General features: G+C 60.5%; 16 protein-coding genes. 8 read left to right on the top strand and 8 right to left on the bottom strand.

The window, feature by feature from the left end:
- Positions 1 to 216 precede the first annotated feature (216 nt).
- The 7 genes from BLV07_RS05480 to BLV07_RS05450 are packed head-to-tail and all read right to left on the bottom strand — an operon-like array spanning position 217 to position 6,350.
- Positions 217 to 1,032, bottom strand: coding sequence for an SDR family NAD(P)-dependent oxidoreductase (locus BLV07_RS05480; protein WP_091880908.1), 816 nt, complete (start codon positions 1,030 to 1,032; stop codon positions 217 to 219).
- Between the two features lie 19 nt (positions 1,033 to 1,051).
- A complete protein-coding gene (locus BLV07_RS05475) occupies positions 1,052 to 1,780 on the bottom strand; it encodes a haloacid dehalogenase type II (RefSeq protein ID WP_091881194.1) in 729 nt (242 codons plus the stop codon).
- Between the two features lie 10 nt (positions 1,781 to 1,790).
- Entirely contained in the window at positions 1,791 to 2,624 is an 834-nt protein-coding gene (locus BLV07_RS05470) for an oxidoreductase (RefSeq protein WP_091880906.1), read from the bottom strand.
- A gap of 33 nt (positions 2,625 to 2,657) precedes the next feature.
- On the bottom strand, positions 2,658 to 3,356 hold the full coding sequence (locus BLV07_RS05465; protein WP_091880903.1) for a dihydrofolate reductase family protein: 699 nt from the start codon (positions 3,354 to 3,356) through the stop codon (positions 2,658 to 2,660).
- Positions 3,244 to 4,554 carry an MFS transporter gene (locus tag BLV07_RS05460; protein WP_091880901.1) on the bottom strand — a complete coding sequence of 437 codons (1,311 nt, stop codon included), beginning with the start codon at positions 4,552 to 4,554 and terminating at the stop codon, positions 3,244 to 3,246. Before BLV07_RS05460 ends, BLV07_RS05465 begins: the two co-directional genes overlap by 113 nt.
- A 28-nt stretch (positions 4,555 to 4,582) precedes the next feature.
- A complete protein-coding gene (locus BLV07_RS05455; protein ID WP_244550970.1) occupies positions 4,583 to 5,455 on the bottom strand; it encodes a beta-keto acid cleavage family enzyme in 873 nt (290 codons plus the stop codon).
- A gap of 10 nt (positions 5,456 to 5,465) precedes the next feature.
- Positions 5,466 to 6,350 carry an NAD-dependent epimerase/dehydratase family protein gene (locus tag BLV07_RS05450; protein ID WP_091880895.1) on the bottom strand — a complete coding sequence of 295 codons (885 nt, stop codon included), beginning with the start codon at positions 6,348 to 6,350 and terminating at the stop codon, positions 5,466 to 5,468.
- 507 nt (positions 6,351 to 6,857) lie between these two features.
- On the opposite strand from BLV07_RS05450, the gene BLV07_RS05445 reads away from it, so the two are divergent.
- The 6 genes from BLV07_RS05445 (at position 6,858) to BLV07_RS05420 (ending at position 14,113) form a co-directional block, all read left to right on the top strand.
- Positions 6,858 to 7,985: a substrate-binding domain-containing protein gene (locus BLV07_RS05445; RefSeq protein WP_091880892.1), complete on the top strand. Its 1,128-nt coding sequence runs from the start codon at positions 6,858 to 6,860 to the stop codon at positions 7,983 to 7,985.
- 45 nt (positions 7,986 to 8,030) lie between these two features.
- Complete coding sequence (locus tag BLV07_RS05440; RefSeq protein WP_091880889.1) at positions 8,031 to 9,608, top strand: sugar ABC transporter ATP-binding protein; 1,578 nt, start codon at positions 8,031 to 8,033, stop codon at positions 9,606 to 9,608.
- A gap of 43 nt (positions 9,609 to 9,651) precedes the next feature.
- Positions 9,652 to 10,596, top strand: a complete 945-nt coding sequence (locus BLV07_RS05435; RefSeq protein WP_091880885.1) for an ABC transporter permease — start codon at positions 9,652 to 9,654, stop codon at positions 10,594 to 10,596.
- 33 nt (positions 10,597 to 10,629) lie between these two features.
- Positions 10,630 to 11,490: an NAD-dependent epimerase/dehydratase family protein gene (locus BLV07_RS05430; protein WP_091880882.1), complete on the top strand. Its 861-nt coding sequence runs from the start codon at positions 10,630 to 10,632 to the stop codon at positions 11,488 to 11,490.
- Positions 11,491 to 11,649: 159 nt separating this feature from the next.
- A complete protein-coding gene (locus BLV07_RS05425; RefSeq protein ID WP_091880879.1) occupies positions 11,650 to 12,648 on the top strand; it encodes an MBL fold metallo-hydrolase in 999 nt (332 codons plus the stop codon).
- Between the two features lie 184 nt (positions 12,649 to 12,832).
- On the top strand, positions 12,833 to 14,113 hold the full coding sequence (locus BLV07_RS05420) for a glycerate kinase type-2 family protein (RefSeq protein ID WP_091880876.1): 1,281 nt from the start codon (positions 12,833 to 12,835) through the stop codon (positions 14,111 to 14,113).
- A 66-nt stretch (positions 14,114 to 14,179) separates the two neighbouring features.
- Here BLV07_RS05420 and gcvA read toward each other — a convergent pair whose 3' ends face one another.
- Positions 14,180 to 15,073, bottom strand: coding sequence for a transcriptional regulator GcvA (gcvA, locus tag BLV07_RS05415; RefSeq protein ID WP_091880873.1), 894 nt, complete (start codon positions 15,071 to 15,073; stop codon positions 14,180 to 14,182).
- 234 nt (positions 15,074 to 15,307) lie between these two features.
- Here gcvA and BLV07_RS05410 point away from each other — a divergent pair, with 234 nt between their 5' ends.
- Together BLV07_RS05410 and BLV07_RS05405 are read left to right on the top strand one after the other, a co-directional pair.
- Positions 15,308 to 16,234: an NAD(P)-dependent oxidoreductase gene (locus BLV07_RS05410; protein WP_091880870.1), complete on the top strand. Its 927-nt coding sequence runs from the start codon at positions 15,308 to 15,310 to the stop codon at positions 16,232 to 16,234.
- A gap of 1 nt (position 16,235) precedes the next feature.
- Positions 16,236 to 17,093, top strand: coding sequence for an alpha/beta fold hydrolase (locus BLV07_RS05405; RefSeq protein WP_091880867.1), 858 nt, complete (start codon positions 16,236 to 16,238; stop codon positions 17,091 to 17,093).
- Positions 17,094 to 17,141 lie beyond the last annotated feature (48 nt).

Below are 17,141 nucleotides of genomic sequence, written 5' to 3'. Positions count from 1 at the left end.
TGGCGAGCCGACCACCAAATCCAGTCCATAGGCACTGATGAGATAACCGGCTTCCGAGAAGCTGACGTCGACCGAGCGCGCGCAGTCCGGCAGAGCCCCATCGCCGCGAAGTCGCCGGTGCGGTGTAACAACCCGCCCAAGTCCAGAATGAATTGGGCTGGGGCGATCCCGCTCCGGGGGCCGCTATGGATACTGTGTTCACCGACATCGCCGCGCTCAGTCCTTTAGGCCCGAGTCGGGCTGGGCGCCGCCTGCGTGCGCCGCGGCCTTGAGCGTGTCGGGGAGGATGTTGTTGACGACGTGACCGATGAACTTGCTGCCGGGCTTGCCCGAGACGATGCGGTCTTTGCCCGCTTTCATCGCTTCATAGCCTTCATGCGCTACCTTGGTCGGCGCGGCCTTCACACCGAGGCCTAGCTCGGTCGTGTCCATGCCGGCGCGATGCCAGAAGGGGGTATCGACCTCACCCGGCAGAAGCAGGGTGAAAGTGACGCCGCTGTCCTTGTTCTCCTCCTTCACGGACTCTACGAAGGAGATCAGGAACGCCTTGGTGCCGCCATATACTGCCTCATAAGGCGTCGGCATCGTGCCCGAGATCGAGGCGGTATAGAGCAGCTTGCCCTCTCCGCGCTTCACCATGTCGGGCAGCAGGCGCTTGGTGAGGTGAACTTGCGAAGTCACGTTGAGCTGGATCATCTTGATCTCGGCCGCGAGATCAGTCCGGCCGACGAAATAGCCGCCGACATCGACGCCGGCATTGAGCGCCGCGGCGGCCAAGGGGCGACCGGTCTGCTTCACCGCATCGGCGAGCTTCTCGACTCCAGCGTAGTCGGTGAGGTCGGCTTCGACGATGATTGCCTCAACACCGGTCGCGCGGACAGCATCCGCGGTACGGTTCAGGTCACCGTTGGTGCCGGTCGCAGTGATGATGACGTCGTGGCCGTCGGCTGCGAACAGGCGCGCCAGCTCATAGCCGATGCCGCTGGATGCGCCGGTGACGAGCGCAAGCGGACGAATGTCGGGGTTCGTCATGCGATTTCTCCTTTGAGGTTCAGTTGCAGCCGAGCGCGTCGGCTGCCTCGGTCAGGCTTTCGGCAATCACGTCCCAACCTTCCTTGGCATCGAGATCGGTGGTCTGATTGGGGCCGTGCTCGTGAGGACGACGCACGAAGACGGTGCGGAGCCCTGCAGCGCGAGCAGCCTTCAAATCATCATTGTGCGCGGCGACCATTCCGACCTGGTCTGGACGCAGACCAACCGCGTCCGCCGAGCGCAGGTAGGTCTGCGGCATCGGCTTGTAGCTCTTCGTGACCTCGGCCCCGGCGATGACGTCCCATGGGAGGCCACCGAACCGCGCCAGGTTGAGCATCCCCGCGATATGGCCGTTCGACAACGGGCCGAGGGCGAAGTGGCGCTTGAGGCGGGTCAACCCCTCCAACGAGTCGGGCCAGGGATCCAGCCGCTCCCATGCCTTGTTGAGGTCAACGAGCTCCGCATCGGAAATCCGGCCGAAATCCGCATCGTGCCGGCTCAGCACCGTTTCGAGGTTTTCGCGATTGAGAACCTCAAGCTTGACCCAGGGGCGCTCGCCGGCCCGCACCTTCTGCATAGAGGGCTGGTAGAGAGCCCGCCATTCATCAGCGAAGACGAGTGGGTCCACCTCGATGCCGTGCCTGGCAAGGAACGGCTCGGACGCCCGTGCAACGCCCGTACGCCAGTCGACGACGGTGCCGAAGACGTCGAACCCGAGAAAGCCGACAATGGAGAAGTCTATGGGCATCACTGGCTCCTCAGTCGCGGTCGACACTGCGGCTGGCCGCCTCTCGGGCCGCCACATCCTTGCGGACCATGTCAAACTTCTCGAGCATGCCGTCGTAGCCGAAATTGCCGAGCGGCAGACGCAGTGGCGGATGATCGTCGTGCGCGACATCGACGATAGCGCGCGCGGCTTTGGCAGGGTCCCCGAGCTCCTGGCCTACGTTCTCGCGGAAGGTTCGGCGCTGCTTGCCGGCGGTTTGATCATAGTCGGCGATTGCGTGAGGGCCCGACACCTCGGCCGCCGAATTGCCCGCCCAGTCGGTCGCGAATGGACCGGGCTCGACGATCACAACCTTGATGCCGAGCAGTTCGATCTCCTGCGCCAGCGCTTCGGAAAGGCCTTCTACCGCGAATTTCGAGGCGTTGTACCAGCCGACGGCGGGAAAGGAACGGATGCCACCGACCGAGGAGGTGTTGAGGATCAGGCCGGACCGCTGCTTGCGCAGGTGCGGCAGCCACGCCTTTGTCACCGCCGCGAGGCCGAAGACGTTGACCTCCATGAGGCGACGGACGTGTGCGTCGTCACTCTCCTCTACCGCGGCGAAATAGCCGATGCCGGCATTGTTGAAGAGAATGTCGATGTTACCGAAGCGCTCGCGCGCAATCTCGATGCTGCGCGAGATCTCATCCCGCTTGGTGACGTCGAGCTGGGCGACTGCGACGCGTTCGGGGTCGATCGCGACCACATCGTCGAGCGCGTCGAGGGAACGAGCGGTTGCGACGATGCGGTCGCCGCGGCGAAGCGCCTCGAACGCCACTTCGTGACCAAAGCCGCGCGACGCGCCGGTGATGAACCATGTCTTCATGAGATGCTCCTCAAAACGCTGCGGGAAGCCGTCTCAGACGTAGGAGACGGAGTAGCGGAGGTGGACGATGCCATTGCGCCGCATTTCGTTCGCGCTGATCGAGAGGCGAACATGGTCGGCAAGCCCTTCGGGACCGGCCTCGAACAAGGTCCGACCCCGACTACGCCCGCCGATCGCAGGGAAGAGAAGCAGGCTGATCTCGTCGACGAGCCCGGCCTTGAAAAACGTCCCGTTGGTGTGGCTGCCGCCTTCCAGGAGCAAGCGCCTGATCCCGAAGCGATCGGCGAGGATCTCGAGGACCGCGGCAAGGTCGATCGTGTCGTCTTCGGCGACGATGTAGGAGATGCCGTCGGCGGCGAGCTCCGCCAGATGCGCGTCCGGTACATCGCGGCCGAGAACCATGATGATCGGCGCGCCGTAGGTCTCAGGGGCCGTCCAGTGGAGCTTGCCATCCTGATCGATCAGGATGGCGTAATCATCGGCACCGGCACGGCCGACGTGGACCGGCCTTCCGACCTCGCCATGATCGCTCGGTGGATGGGGCTCGCCATCCGCGAACTCTTCACCGACCGCGCGCCCGGCGATCCAGGCATCACATTCGAGCTCGTCGTGCACCCGGTCATATTCGGCAACCAGATCGTCCGACGAGCGGCCCGTCGACGGGCTCCACTGATCGACGACGAGCTGACCGTCGAGCGGGCTCATCATGTGGCAGATGACGTGAGGCTTCATGTTTCGTCTCCTGAGAAGGGGCAGCACCGCGCATCAGCAGCACCGAGATGTCATGATCCCCAACCCGCCCGCCGCCAGCGCGGCACCGACGAGGCCCGGTCGACGCCCAGCCAAAGCCGGCTGCGATCGCGAGCCCGCCCGTCCAAGAGCCGATCGCGTTGGACAGGTTGAAAGCCGAATGGTTCATGGCGGCGGCCAAGGACTGCGCGTGGCTTGCAACGTCCATAAGCCGCGCCTGAAGCGCAGGCACGAGCGCGAAGCCGATGCCGATCATGAAGAGCGACGCGCCGGCGAGAATCGGGTTGGGTGCGGCGAGAAAGAACAGCGCGAGGAACACGATGTTCCAGACGATGATGCCGAAAATCGACGGGATCAGCGCCCGGTCCGCGAACCACCCGCCGGTGATGTTGCCGACGATCATGCCCAGGCCCCACAGCGCGAGAAACAGGGGCACCGTGCCCTCGGCCACGCCGGTTTCCTGAACAAGGGTCGGCGTAATGTAGCTGTAGACAGCGAACATGCCGCCGAAGCCGATCGTCGCAACCGCGAGCGTCAACCAGATCTGCGGACGGGGAAAGGCGGACAGCTCGCGCCGCGGACTTGCATCCTCGTCCGCTTCGACCACGGGAATAAGAATGCGCAGCATCACCAAAAGCAAGGCACCGCCAACGGCGACTAGTCCGAAAGCCGACCGCCAGCCAAAGCTCTGGCCGAGCCACGTCGTCAGCGGCACGCCGACGAGGTTCGCAGTGGCCAGCCCCAACATGACGCGGCCAATCGCCTGCGCGCGCTGGCAGGGCGGCGCCATGGCTGCGGCGACGATCGAGGCCGTCCCGTAATAGGCGCCATGGGGGAGCCCCGCAACGAAGCGGCCAGCCGCGATGCCGAGATAGTCTTGAGTGACCGCGGAGACGAGATTGCCCACCAGTACGATCGCGGCGAGCAACAGGAGCAAATTGCGCTTCTCCATGCGCGACGTCGTAATGGCAAGGACCGGCGCGCCGATAACGACGCCGAGCGCATAGGCGCTGATGAAATTGCCTGCCTGTGGGATGGAGACTCCGGCCGACTGCGCCATGCCGGGCAGAAGTCCCATGGCGGCGAACTCGCCGGTTCCGATAAAGAGGCCACTTAGACCGAGCGCGATCTGCGCGAGCGCCACGCCCTGCGGGGCGGCGACAATCTTGTCTTCTATCATGATCCTTGTCTTTCTCGTGCTGCCCGGATCACAGACCAAGCATGTCCCGGGTTTGCGCGACTGAAGCCACCTCGCGTCCCATGGCGCGTGACAGGTTGGCGATGAACTGGATAACGGCGCCATTATCCGGGCAGCCGAGTTCCGGCCAACCATAGTCGCCGAGGCCGGCCGAGACGTGGCCGTCGCGCTCGATTGCGAGCGCGGCCTGACCGGTCACGTTGCCGATCTTGTTCGAGACGGACCATTCGAGCGGTCCGCCGGGAAGGAAGCGTAGATGTGCCTCCAGGCCGTCGATCGTGCCCGGGTGGCCGCCCAAAATACCGCCACCCGTCAACTCGAAGACGAACCAGGCAGGGGCGTCGACGAGGCCAGTCTCACGAAGTGCCTCGAACATACGCGTGAAGGGGACAGCCCAACTGACGAACTGCGGTTTGACGCCAAGCGTGCGCAGCCGTTCTGCGAAGAAGCGCAGCGTCCCGGTGCGGTTCACATAGGTCCGCTCGCCGGAGCGAAACCCGCCGTCCTTGAAGCGGTCGATGTTGGTGCTGCCGGTATCGATCGGCGCGATATCGGGACGTGTGGCGGGATCGCCCGCCAGCGCCTCGATATGCCTGATCCGATCCTCATCCTCCCCGCCCGCAGTGACCTGACCGAGCGTTGGATAGACCAGGACATCGCACCGCTCGCGGATGGCGCGGATAGCCGCTGCATAGGTTTCGGCACGGTGGTCGGGTGAGCCATCGCCGTGACGTGCGTGGAAATGGACGATGCTGGCACCTGCCCGGCAAGCACGCGCCGCAGCTTCGCCGATCTCCAATGGCGAGAACGGGATGTGCCTGTTCTCGCTACGCGGCGTGTACTCGTTGATCCGAGCCTCGATGATGAGCTGTTTGCGCGCCATCACTCGGGGCCTACTTCTTGTCGGTCCAGCGATGCTCCGGCTGATAGCCGAGCACTCGCTTGGCCTTCTCGTTTGAGATGACCGCCTCGTTGCCGCTGAACGCCTTGCGGCGCTCGATATTCGGAAAGTGCCTGTCGAGCAGCTCGGTGGTCGAAGTCCGCATCACCGTTTCATCGTTGGTGATGAAAAACTCGTCCTTGCCGCGGACATCATGTTCGATCGCCAGCGCAACCGCCTGAGCTACGTCGCGATTGTCGATGTAGGTCCAGAAGTTCCAGAGACGCTTGGTGGAGTCGTCCTGCCACTTCTCGAACCCCTCATACTCCTCGGGGTTCATGACATTGGAGAGGCGAAGGCAAGTGATGCGCATCTCGGGATCGTTGAGACAAAACTGGCGCGCCATCTCCTCGCCGAGCACTTTAGTCAGCGAATAGACGTTGTAGCCTCGCATCGGATAGGCCTCGTCGACGGGGACATAGGGAGCGGCGGTTTTGTCGTAGGGTATGCCGGTGGCGACCTCGCTCGTGCTCCAGATGACGTTCTTGATGCCGAGACGGCGCGCAGACTCGAACACGTTATAGGTCGTCATCATGTTGATGCGCAGCTCTTCGGCATCCGGCTTCATGCGCGGGTGGGGCATGCTGGCCAGATGCACGATCGCGTCGAATGCCTTGGGCTCCGCGCGAGCATAAGTATCGGCGCCGATCGACGACAGAGCGTCGAGCGCTTGGCCGAAGTCGGTGAGGTCGGCGACAATCGCGGCTTCCTTCGGATCGGATGGCGCGATGTCGTCAATTAGGAAAACCTCATAGCCCTTGTCCCGCAGATAGGGGACGAGGACCGTGCCGATTTTGCCGAGTGCGCCGGTGACGGCGACACGCTTGCCGTTAGCCATTGTTCATCTCCGGGTATGCTCGAGGCCGGAATGTCGTTCCGGAGGCCACAACCCGTTAGAACGGCATCCGATGCGAACATTGCGCTCAACACGCTGTACGATCTGGCTCACACACCGCATGGCCACGTGGCGCTTTGATTCGCGAGAGCAGCCTTTGCGCAACGTGGCGGTCCATCGACCCGAGGAAGGGAATTGAAGTTTAGGGATTGTGCTTTCTCGGTCATTGGACTGTTAAGCACCGCTGCACAATGGGGCCGTATCGCCAGGTTTGACCTAGATTCGCGTCGCAAATCGCGAGATTTATCCGCCGCCCTGGAAATCACGCGATGTCCAGCTCCAAGTCGACATGATCTGGCAATCGAGCCTCAGTGAAATTTGCTTCAAGCAAGCTAGTACAATGAGCTGCGAGCGATTGACGGTCTCGGGTCGCGCGCATTAATGTATGCATTAAGGGACGCAAAGATCCTGTGACGCATTTGGGCGCAGCCCGTTCTTGGGAGGGATCACATGTCTAGCCTGATTAAAAACCTTAGCGCTGCGATAGTTGCTTCTGTCGCAATCATGGGCTTGGCCATAGGCCCGTCGATGGCGGCGGATGTTGCTGCGGCATTAAAGGATATCGAGGAGCATCCGGCATCCGGTCCGCACGGGGAAAAGCCCGTTCTCGCCAGCGACCTGGAGCTAAGCCCGGAGGAGATCGCAAAGATCAAGTCGATGAACGCGACTGCGGCTATCGTCATGCACTACACCGCCTCCGATTGGGCGAAGGCGCAGATGGCGGGCCAAAAGGCTGCTCTCGATATGCTCGGAATCAAGATCATCGCTGTCACGGACGCGGGGTACAAAGCCGAGCAACAGGTCTCCGACATTGAGACGGTCATGGCCCGCAAACCGAACGTGATGATTAGCGTTCCTGCTGAGCAAAACGGCACGGCCGCCGCGTACAAGCGTGCGGCGGCTTCCGGTATAAAGATCGTGTTTCTCGATCAGACTGGCGCCGGAATGTCGCCCGGGACGGATTATGTGAGCCTCGTGTCTTCCGACAATAGAGGTATGGGCAAGGCTGCGGCGCTGCTTATGGCGCAGGCCCTGAACGGAAAAGGCAATATTGGATTGATTCCACACGCTTCCGACCTGTTTGCGACCGTCGAGCGCGTCATGGGATTCAAGGAGGCGATCAAAGCCTACCCTGACATCAAGATCGTGGCCGAACAGGGCGTCGGTGGCCCTGACTTTTCCGGTGAGTCTGAGCGTATCGCCTCTGGGATGCTGACCGCCCATCCTGAACTGAACGGGATTTGGGCTGTCTGGGATGTGCCGACCGAAGGCGTGCTCGCTGCGGCGCGTAGCAGCGGACGCGGGCCGAAGGATCTCGTGATCACGACCTGCGACCTTGGTGTAAACATCGCTATCGATATGGCGAAGAATGGTTACGTGAAGGGGACAGGATCGCAGCGGCCGTACGGCGCTGGCTATGCGGAAGGCATTTTGGCCGGCTATGCCCTGATCGGCAAAGCGGCGCCGCCCTATGTCGTCCTTCCCGCACTGGCGGTGACCAAGCAGAACTTGATTGCCGGCTGGCCAATGTCCAATGGGACGCCGCCGCCTCAAGTGGTGACGGACGCGTTGAAGTAGGACTAGTAGGCCCGGGAGTTTGTCCCCGCACGCGAGCTATGGGTCATGAGCGAATCCAGCAACGCGGTCGAGATGACCGGCATCAAGAAGTCGTTCGGAGGGCTCCAGGTCCTTCGCGGCGTCGATTTCGCGGTCAAGCAAGGAACGGTCCACGCGCTGATGGGTGAGAATGGCGCCGGAAAGTCGACGCTGCTCAAAATACTTCAGGGAATTCTGACGCCGACCGAAGGCTCGATAACCATCTTCGGTCGGCAGATGAATAGCTTTAGTGCCGCTACATCCCGCGCCTCGGGTATCGGGATGATATTTCAGGAGCTCAGCCTGATCCCAAGTCTGACCGTCGCCCAGAACATCTTTCTTTCTCGCGAGCCGAGAAAATTTGGGCTTCTCGTGGACGATCGTACGGCGCGGGACCGATCGAGAGTGATCATGTCCGAACTCGGCATGGATGTCGATCCGGCAACACCTGTTCAGAAGCTCAGCACTGGCCAGATGCAAATGGTCGAGATCGCGAAAGCGATCTCGCAAGACGCTCGCATCCTTATTTTGGATGAGCCGACATCCGCGTTGACCGGCGTTGAGGTCGAGCGTCTCTTTTCTCTCCTCAAACGCCTGTCCGCGGACGGGGCCGCGATCGTCTACGTGTCGCATCGGATGGATGAGATATTCGAGATCGCCGAGGAAGTGACCATCCTCAGGGATGGTCGGAACGTCGCGACCGCCCCAGTGCGCCAGTTCGAAATCCAGGACGTCGTCGAGCATATGATCGGCAAGCGGGTTGGAAGTTTCAGCTGGCGGCCGCGTTCGGTTGACCGCACGCGTAGCCCGGCTCTCGAGGTCCGATCGGTATCCGGGCCGAATAAGCCGATAAACGCTTCTTTCGAAGTTTATTCCGGTGAAGTGCTCGGAATTGCAGGCCTGTTGGGTTCCGGCCGCAGCGAACTGGCTCGGGTCATGTTTGGTATTGATGCAATGACCTCCGGCGAAATTCGAGCGAAAGGCCAAGCTGTCAGAATTCGCAGTCCACGTGAAGCGATGGAAGCGGGAATCGCCCTCATACCTGAAAGCAGGGCTCGCGAAGGCCTGATCGCAGCGCACAGCATACGTACAAATCTCAGTCTACCTCGACTAGGCGACCTCGCGCGAGGCCCGTTCCTTGACGGCACCAAGGAGACCGCTTCTGCGACTGGCTTGATTCAACGACTGCGTATTAAAGCAACCTCCAGCTCGGTGCCGGTGCGAACACTCTCAGGGGGCAACCAGCAGAAGGTGGTGCTCGGCAAATGGTTGGCCATGAATCCCGAGATACTCATCCTGGACGAGCCCACGGCGGGCATCGACATCGGGAGCAAAACGGAAATCGTCGATCTCATCCGCGAACTTGCGGATGAGGGACGGGCCATCATCATCATTTCTTCCGAGCTCGCCGAACTTCTGGCGGTTAGCGATCGAGTGCTCATCATGAGCGATGGACGCATTGCCCGCGAGGTGTCCAGGGACGAGATTTCCGTGGCGGCCGGCGAGCCGACCGGAAGCGCAGACGAAGGGGGGCAGATCGCCAAGGCGGAGCACAACCTTCAAGTCCTAATCCAGGAGGTGCGGCTCAATGCTCCGACGTACTGATGGAACTGGAACTGCAGCGACGACGCATCGAGGTCCGTTGGCCATGGTTAGAGGCGCTTCCATTGTCTCGGACTGGCGACAATACGTCGTCTATATTGGGTTCGCGCTGATTTTCGTGATATTCGCGATCACGCTGAGTGATCGCGGCTTCCTGTCAGCCAATAATCTGCTCAACATCGCACGACAAACCGCGATCATCGCCATCATGGCGATGGCCATGACCTTCGTGTTGTGCGCCGGTGAGATCGATTTGTCGGTTGGAGCCATTGCAGGCTTGGCTTCCGTGACCTCAGGCCTCGCTCTCAGCCGTTACGGGCTTGTACCTGCGATTGCGGCCGGACTTTGTACCGGTCTCCTTGTGGGAGCCGTGAATGGAAGCTTGACCGCCTGGATCGGCATTCCCTCCTTTCTGGTCACGTTAGGTATGATGGGCTTTGCCCGTGGGCTTGGCATGTGGATGAGCGGAACCTCTCCCGTGCCGGTGATCGATGACACCTTCATCGCCGTTTTCGGATCGGGAAATATCGGCCCGGTCCCGATCCTTGTATTGTGGGTCGTGATCCTCGGCGCGCTGGCTCATACGGCCCTGCGAAAGACCCCCTTCGGACGAAAGATCTTGGCCACTGGTGGTGGTGAGACAGCAGCGCGCTACAGCGGCATCAAGACAAGAACCGTCAAGTTTCAGGCGCTTCTGATGACTGCCACGGCGGCTTCCATCGCAGGTATGCTTTACGCGGGACGCCTGCACTCGGGGCGCTTCCAGCTGGGAGAGGGCGATGAACTGTCGGTTATCGCCGCCGTCGTTCTTGGCGGTACCAGCCTGTTCGGCGGAGCCGGAACCGTCATCGGATCAATCGTGGGCGCGCTGCTGATCGGCGTTATCAACAATGGCCTCATTCTGCTTGGGCTCGACTTTAGTCAGCAGCTTATGGCGCGAGGCGTTCTCATAGTTCTGGCGGTCGCCTTGGGCCGCAGCCAGCGCGCCTGACCGAGCAGAACTCAAAAAAAGAGGGACTATCGCATGACCTTGGTCATCGTCACTGGTGGAAGCGGCAAGCTCGGCCGAGCTTGCGTCAAGGATCTCTTGGATCACGGCTACCACGTGGTCAACGCGGATGTCACACCTCCTGCGGTGGACCTTTGTCCTTTCGTGCAGGTCAATCTCACGGATCTCGATCGCACCATAGAGCTGCTTTCCGGCATGGAATGGTATCACAAGCGAGGGGTGGACGCAGTTGTTCACCTCGCTGCCGTTCCAATGCCCGGCGTTGTGGCTATCAGCGAGGTATTCGGTATCAATACGGCCAGTACCTATAATGTCTTCGAGGCCGCGCGCCGCCTTGGCATACGCAATGTGGTCTGGGCTTCAAGTGAGACCTTGCTCGGTCTGCCATACAAGGATCCGCCGCCATATCTTCCAGTCGACGAAGATTATCCGGCGAGGCCCGAAACGGCTTATTCGCTGTCCAAAGCGGTCGGCGAAGAAATTGCGCGTCAGTTTTGCCGGTGGGATCCCCTACTGAAGATTGCGTGCCTGCGATTTTCGAACGTGATGGATCCTGCCGAATACGGGCAATTTCCGTCCTTCGATCCGGAAGATCGAAAGTTCAATCTGTTCGGTTACATCGATGCACGTGATGGGGCTCAGGCGGTTCGATTGTCGCTGGAGGCAGATATCAAGGGAGCAGAAGTCTTCGTAATTGCCAATGCCGACACGGTATCGCCGACACCCAGTGTGGAGCTTGCACAGAAATATTTTCCTGGCGTACCATTCAAGAGGAAAATCAGCGGAAATGAGACGCTGCTCTCCATAGACAAGGCTCGTCGAGTGCTCGGTTATTCACCGAAGCACAGTTGGCGGCCGGCTCAAAATAAGGGTTAGACAAGAACTTCTCGTTCAAAAACTCGGGGAGCCGCTTTTGGTTGAGATGAAATTGAATCACCTATCCACTCGACCATTTCGTTTGCAGCCTTGTGATGGCACGCCGTAGCCTTCCGATGTCCGGCCTAAACTAAAAATCACGTTCATTGGGAGGAGCAAATGGAGTCGAGCAAGACTCGTTCGGAAATCAGGCGCCGGGATCTTGTCAAGGGAGCCGCCTTGGTGGGCGGTGCGGCGTTGACCGAGGTGGTTGCTACACACAGTGAAGCCAAGGAACCGAAGTCCGATAAGCAGGTTCCGTCGTATTATCGATTTGCGTTGGGGGAAGCACAGGTCACTGTCGTATCGGACGGACCGTTGCCCCTTGGAGACCCGAGCGAAAGCTTCCTGGGTGTGCCGAAGGAGGAAATCGTGCGGATGCTCGACAAGAGCTTCCTTCCGACAAAGGAAGTCGTGCTCGAGCAGAATGCGCCGGTTGTCGATTTTGGAAACAAGCTGGTGCTGTTTGATACCGGAATGGGATCACTCAAGCAGTTCGGGCCCACCACGGGGCGCCTGAAGAGCAGCCTCGCCGCTGCCGGAATTGCTCTTGAGGACATCGACGCGGTCGTCTGTTCGCACGCGCACTGGGATCACATCGGTGGTATCTGGGGGGACGATAACAAGCCGACCTTCCCGAACGCACAGATCTACATCAGCCAGACCGACTACGACTATTGGACTGACAAGAGCAAGCTCGGCGGTGATCTCGATGGTCTGGTCAAAGCGGCGATCCAAAACCTGCCGCCCGTGCGCGATCGCATCGTTTTCTTCAAGGACGGCGAGCAGCTTCTGCCGGGTGTTCACGCGATTGCATCGCCCGGTCACACACTCGGTCATCACTGCTTTATGATCGAGTCGGCGGGGAAGTCGTTTTGCTATCTCGGGGATCTGACGCACCATCCCGTGCTGCTTTTCGAAAAACCTCGAATGGAGTTTCTGTTCGACACGGATTCCAAGCTGTCGGTAAAATCACGTGTGAGAGTGCTGGATATGTTGGCCGCGAACAGGACGCCGCTGATGTCATATCACTTCCCTTGGCCCGGCCTTGGCCACGTAGGGAAGGATGGTGACGGATTCCGCTATTATCCTGAGCCAATGCACATGTCGTCTCTTTAGCTTGCGGGGTAGGTCAAGTCGGGCACTGCCAGACATTGACCGGACCTGTCAGCGGAGTTCAGCCGCCGGTCTAATGGCGGCCTGCCAAGTTGGTCGCTGACACCGACCAAACAAGCGCGCAAGCGCTCCTCCCGAGACTGGCCCGGCCCTAGAGGTCGGGCCGTTTTTTAGAACGAGTGTTGAAATGACCGATCGACGCCCTCTCCTTCGCGCCGTTCTAGATGCTGCGATCGCCGCCGCCCATCCCAACGTCATACTGGTGCCTCATCTTCCGGCAGCTCCGAAGGGCCGTTTGATCTGTCTCGCAGCCGGCAAGGGGGCCGCCGCCATGGCCGCAGCGGCCGAGCGGCACTACCTGGATGTGTTCAAGTTTGATGCGGATCGACTGATCGGCATTGCGACGACCCGGCACGGTCATCGCGTGCCGACGAGATGCGTCGAGGTCGTTGAGGCCGGCCATCCGGTGCCGGACGAGGCAGGACGGGAGAGTACCGAAAGGACGCTGCGACTCGCCCAGAGTGCCCAAGAGGAAGACTTGGTCTTGGTGTTGCTGTCCGGTGGCGGCTCCGCCAACTGGATCGCACCTGTTGACGGCATTACCTTCGTCGAGAAGCAGAAACTGACGCGTTCGTTGTTGCGCTCCGGCGCACGGATCGACGAGATCAACATCGTCCGCAAACACCTGTCGCGTATCAAAGGTGGACGCCTCGCGCGTGCCAGCAGGCGGGCCGAGGTCGTGGCGCTTGCAATTTCCGACGTGCCATTCGACGATCCGTCCTCAATTGCGTCCGGACCGACCGTACCGGATCAGACGACGCTTGCGGACGCGCGAGCGGTAATCGAGAAATACGACCTCCTGCCAGATGAGGCGATTCGTCATGCCCTCAGGGATCCGCAAAACGAGAGCTGTAAGCCTAATGATCCGTGTTTTGCCAGGACGCGCCTGGAGCTAATCGCAAGGCCACGCGACGCGCTGGCTGCAGCGATTGCTGCCGCAAGAAAAGCTGGCTACGAGATCATCGATCTCGGAGCTGATCTTGAAGGTGAGGCGCGTGATGTCGCGGCCAACCATGCGCGCCTCGCGCTGCAAGCTCGGTCGGAACGAAAGCGCGTCGCCATAGTGTCGGGTGGGGAGCTAACGGTCACCGTTCGCGGCAATGGGCGTGGCGGACCCAATCAGGAGTATGCACTCGCGTTAGCCCTCGCGCTCAACGGCGAGAGTGGCATCGCAGCTCTTGCTGCAGATACCGATGGTGCAGATGGCGGCAGCGAGGTCGCGTCAGATCCTGCCGGCGCCATCATTGACGAGCGGACCCTTAGTCGGGCCAAATCGCGCGGCCTCGACGCTCGGTCATATCTCGGCAACAATGACGCAAGCGCCTTCTTCGCAGAGATCGGCGATCTGCTGCAGACGGGTCCAACGTTGACGAATGTCAATGATCTGCGGGTCATCCTGGTTGAGTAGCCGCAGCCGCCGCCTGGCCCATTCGGAGCGGAACGGCACGCGATCGCCCGGACGTTCGACGTGCCTCTAGGTCTCAGTCTCGCGTAAAGCCTGCGACATCCATTTCCGGAACGTGGCGATCTTCGGTACGTTGGTGCGAGAGCGGCGGTATACTAGGCTGTGACACAGCATACGAGCGCCATTCGGTCCGAAAGGCATGACCAGGCGACCGCTTTCGAGCTCGCGTTGGACTAGCAGTCGGCTCTCCAAACAAACACCGAGGCCGTCAACGGCGGTGCTGATGGCCATGAAAGAGCGGTCAAAACGAGGGCCGCGCTCTAGATCCAGCTCGAGCTTTGCGTCCTCTGCCCAGTGCTTCCATCGGTAGAGGTTGACCTCGGAGTGGATCAAGACGTGCTTCTTTATGTCAGCCGGCGTCCGAATCCGCGATGCGCCTTTCATGAGCTTGGGTGAGCACAATACGACGATCGTCTCGAGCGGAAACGAGTCAACACCCAAGTAGGCTGCAGGCACGAAGGTGCCGTATCGAATATCGATGTCGACGGCATCGCCTCCGAGGTCGGCAGCGTCGCCCGATGCATTCAATCTCAAATCGATTTCCGGATTGAGCGCGCCGAATCTGGAGAGCCGTGGCATCAGCCACTGGCTCGCAAAACTCGGAACCGAATGGATCGTCAGAATGTCGCTTTTGCCTTTTCGCGCGACAGTCTGGCTTGCGGCTTCAATACGCCCGAGCGCCTCGGATACTTCGTCAGCATACTTTCGACCGACGTCGGTCAGCATGACCGCGCGGTTGATTCGATGAAAGAGCTGTACGCCCAAAGTGGTTTCCAGTGACCTGATCTGGTGGCTCACGGCGGAAGGCGTCACCCTTAATTCGTCCGCGGCGCGAAGGAAGGAGCCAAGACGCGCCGCGGCCTCGAAAATCTGAATGGCGCGCAAGTGGAGCAGGTGGGTCATGGTTCACATGAATAGAGATCATCTAACTTGGACTTTAATTCCTTTGTTCGTGCCGGGCAAGGTTACTAGGCTCAAGGGATAGAGAATGCGGGCTGACAACCGCAAGATCCGGAGGTGCGTCCACTGGGCTCTCATCACGAGAGTCCTCCGCTCCTTCTTGCTTGGTCAGCGCTCCTTCGCGAAGGCGAGGGAGGCAGCGCGCTCGAAGGCAATACGAAGGGACACCATCGCCATATGAGCATGACGCGGGATAGCAAGAGCACGGATCTATCCAAGGCAATCAACATCGGGTTTATCGGCCTCGGATCCATGGGCTCAAGGATGGCCGCGCATCTCTGCGCTCGCGGCTATCGAGTGAGGGGATACGACGTCAGAGCTGAAGCTCGCGCCGCGTTCGAAAAGCAAGGAGGTATCTGGGCCAATGCAGCGAAGGATGCCGCGCTGGGCGCGGACTTTCTGGTGCTCATGGTAGTGAACGTTGCCCAGGCAGAGCAACTGCTGTTTGAGGCGGGTGTTCTTGAGGCTCTGCCAAAAGAAGGCGGCGTTGTTCTCATGGCGACCTGTCCAGCGGCAGACGTGGAAAGAATATCAAAAGCGGTCACCAAAACCGGCCGCAGCTTCGTCGATGCTCCCGTGTCCGGAGGAGTCGCGGGTGCCGCCTCAGCTACGCTCACCATCATGGCGGCTTGCCCGAACGAAACGTTTTCTCGCGTGGAGCCGCTTCTTCAGGCGATGGGAGACAAAGTGCATCATGTCGGGTCGATTCCTGGGCAGGGGGCGCTGGTAAAGACAATCAACCAGCTCCTGTGCGGCGTGCATCTGGCGGCAGCTGCAGAGGCCGTCTCACTCGGTGCGCAGGCGGACATCGATCCGCAGATCCTGATCAAAATCTTCTCTGAATCCTCAGCGTCCAGCTGGATGTTGCGCGACAGGGGCTCCCGTATGATTGCGGGCGAACCTCAGGTGACCAGCGCCATCGATATCTTCGTCAAGGATCTCGGAATCGTCTTGGATGCCGGCCAGCGTCTGAAAGCGCCGACCCCGCTCGCGTCCATCGCACAGCAGATGTTTTTGGCGGTTTCGGGCCAAGGCTTTGGTCAGGTCGACGACAGTCAGGTCGTAAGAGCGTATCGCGCAATGACCGGTGTGTCGGGAAGGTGAGATGATGCGCCAGGCAAACAGTCATTTCGCTGATCTGAGCGAAGTTTCGCTGCATTACTTGGCCGCCGGCAAAGGCGACCCGGTGGTTCTCCTGCACGGGATCCCTCAATCCTCGTATGAATGGCGGTTCGTGATGCCACGGCTCGCTGAGCGATACTTCGTGATCGCTCCTGACCTTCGTGGTCTGGGAGACTCGACCCGTCCGCAATCGGGATACGACAAGAGGACCGTAGCCGAGGACATCTGGCAGCTTGTCAACGGGCACTTGGGAATCGAACGATTTCATCTTGTCGGACACGACTGGGGCGGGCCGGTCGCGTTCTCGCTCGCTGCACATCACCCGGAGGCGGTGTCGAAGCTCGCGATTCTAGACGTGACGATTCCGGGCGATGGCGGAGAGATGTCGCAGGGCGGGCGCCGATGGCATCACCCCTTCTATCGCACTCCGGATCTTCCCGAGGCACTCTGCGCGGGGCGTGAAGAACTAGTGCTGAACTGGTTCTTCGAGAACTACGGCCATCGCGCCAATTGCCTCTCGGAGGACGACAAGCAGGAATATTACCGGACCTACAAAAAGCTCGGGGCGTTCCGCGCAATGTTCGGCTACTACCGGGCCTTTGCGCAGGACGTCGCGGACAATCAGGCGATATTGGCATCGCAAGGCAAGCTCAAGATGCCGGTTTTGGCGCTGGGCGGCGAGAAGGCATTCGGACGCGGGCTCGAAACCATCGAGTCGCTAAAGCGTGTCGCTGAAAATGTGCGGGGCGGCACGATCCCGGACAGCGGACATTGGGTGGCCGAAGAGGCGCCGGAATTCATCTCCGAGGCGTTGTTGGGCTTCTTTGCAGAGAAGGAATAGGCGCAGGCGTTCGCCGGCGCAGAAATCGACCAAAGAAAATACCAGTAA

The sequence above is a fragment of the Bradyrhizobium sp. Rc2d genome (assembly GCF_900099855.1).
Classification (GTDB): domain Bacteria; phylum Pseudomonadota; class Alphaproteobacteria; order Rhizobiales; family Xanthobacteraceae; genus Bradyrhizobium.
Note: the sequence above shows the minus strand (reverse complement) of the source record. Positions and strands in the feature narration are given on the sequence as shown.

Bases quoted from the DNA above. Each gene is read 5' to 3' on its own strand.
- BLV07_RS05465 (WP_091880903.1), bottom strand. From the start codon at position 3,356: ATGAAGCCTCACGTCATCTGCCACATGATGAGCCCGCTCGACGGTCAG.
- BLV07_RS05435 (WP_091880885.1), top strand. From the start codon at position 9,652: ATGGTTAGAGGCGCTTCCATTGTCTCGGACTGGCGACAATACGTCGTC.
- BLV07_RS05440 (WP_091880889.1), top strand. From the start codon at position 8,031: ATGAGCGAATCCAGCAACGCGGTCGAGATGACCGGCATCAAGAAGTCG.
- BLV07_RS05445 (WP_091880892.1), top strand. From the start codon at position 6,858: ATGTCTAGCCTGATTAAAAACCTTAGCGCTGCGATAGTTGCTTCTGTC.
- BLV07_RS05450 (WP_091880895.1), bottom strand. From the start codon at position 6,350: ATGGCTAACGGCAAGCGTGTCGCCGTCACCGGCGCACTCGGCAAAATC.
- BLV07_RS05455 (WP_244550970.1), bottom strand. From the start codon at position 5,455: ATGGCGCGCAAACAGCTCATCATCGAGGCTCGGATCAACGAGTACACG.
- BLV07_RS05430 (WP_091880882.1), top strand. From the start codon at position 10,630: ATGACCTTGGTCATCGTCACTGGTGGAAGCGGCAAGCTCGGCCGAGCT.
- BLV07_RS05425 (WP_091880879.1), top strand. From the start codon at position 11,650: ATGGAGTCGAGCAAGACTCGTTCGGAAATCAGGCGCCGGGATCTTGTC.
- BLV07_RS05470 (WP_091880906.1), bottom strand. From the start codon at position 2,624: ATGAAGACATGGTTCATCACCGGCGCGTCGCGCGGCTTTGGTCACGAA.
- BLV07_RS05405 (WP_091880867.1), top strand. From the start codon at position 16,236: ATGATGCGCCAGGCAAACAGTCATTTCGCTGATCTGAGCGAAGTTTCG.
- gcvA (WP_091880873.1), bottom strand. From the start codon at position 15,073: ATGACCCACCTGCTCCACTTGCGCGCCATTCAGATTTTCGAGGCCGCG.
- BLV07_RS05460 (WP_091880901.1), bottom strand. From the start codon at position 4,554: ATGATAGAAGACAAGATTGTCGCCGCCCCGCAGGGCGTGGCGCTCGCG.
- BLV07_RS05475 (WP_091881194.1), bottom strand. From the start codon at position 1,780: ATGCCCATAGACTTCTCCATTGTCGGCTTTCTCGGGTTCGACGTCTTC.
- BLV07_RS05420 (WP_091880876.1), top strand. From the start codon at position 12,833: ATGACCGATCGACGCCCTCTCCTTCGCGCCGTTCTAGATGCTGCGATC.
- BLV07_RS05410 (WP_091880870.1), top strand. From the start codon at position 15,308: ATGAGCATGACGCGGGATAGCAAGAGCACGGATCTATCCAAGGCAATC.
- BLV07_RS05480 (WP_091880908.1), bottom strand. From the start codon at position 1,032: ATGACGAACCCCGACATTCGTCCGCTTGCGCTCGTCACCGGCGCATCC.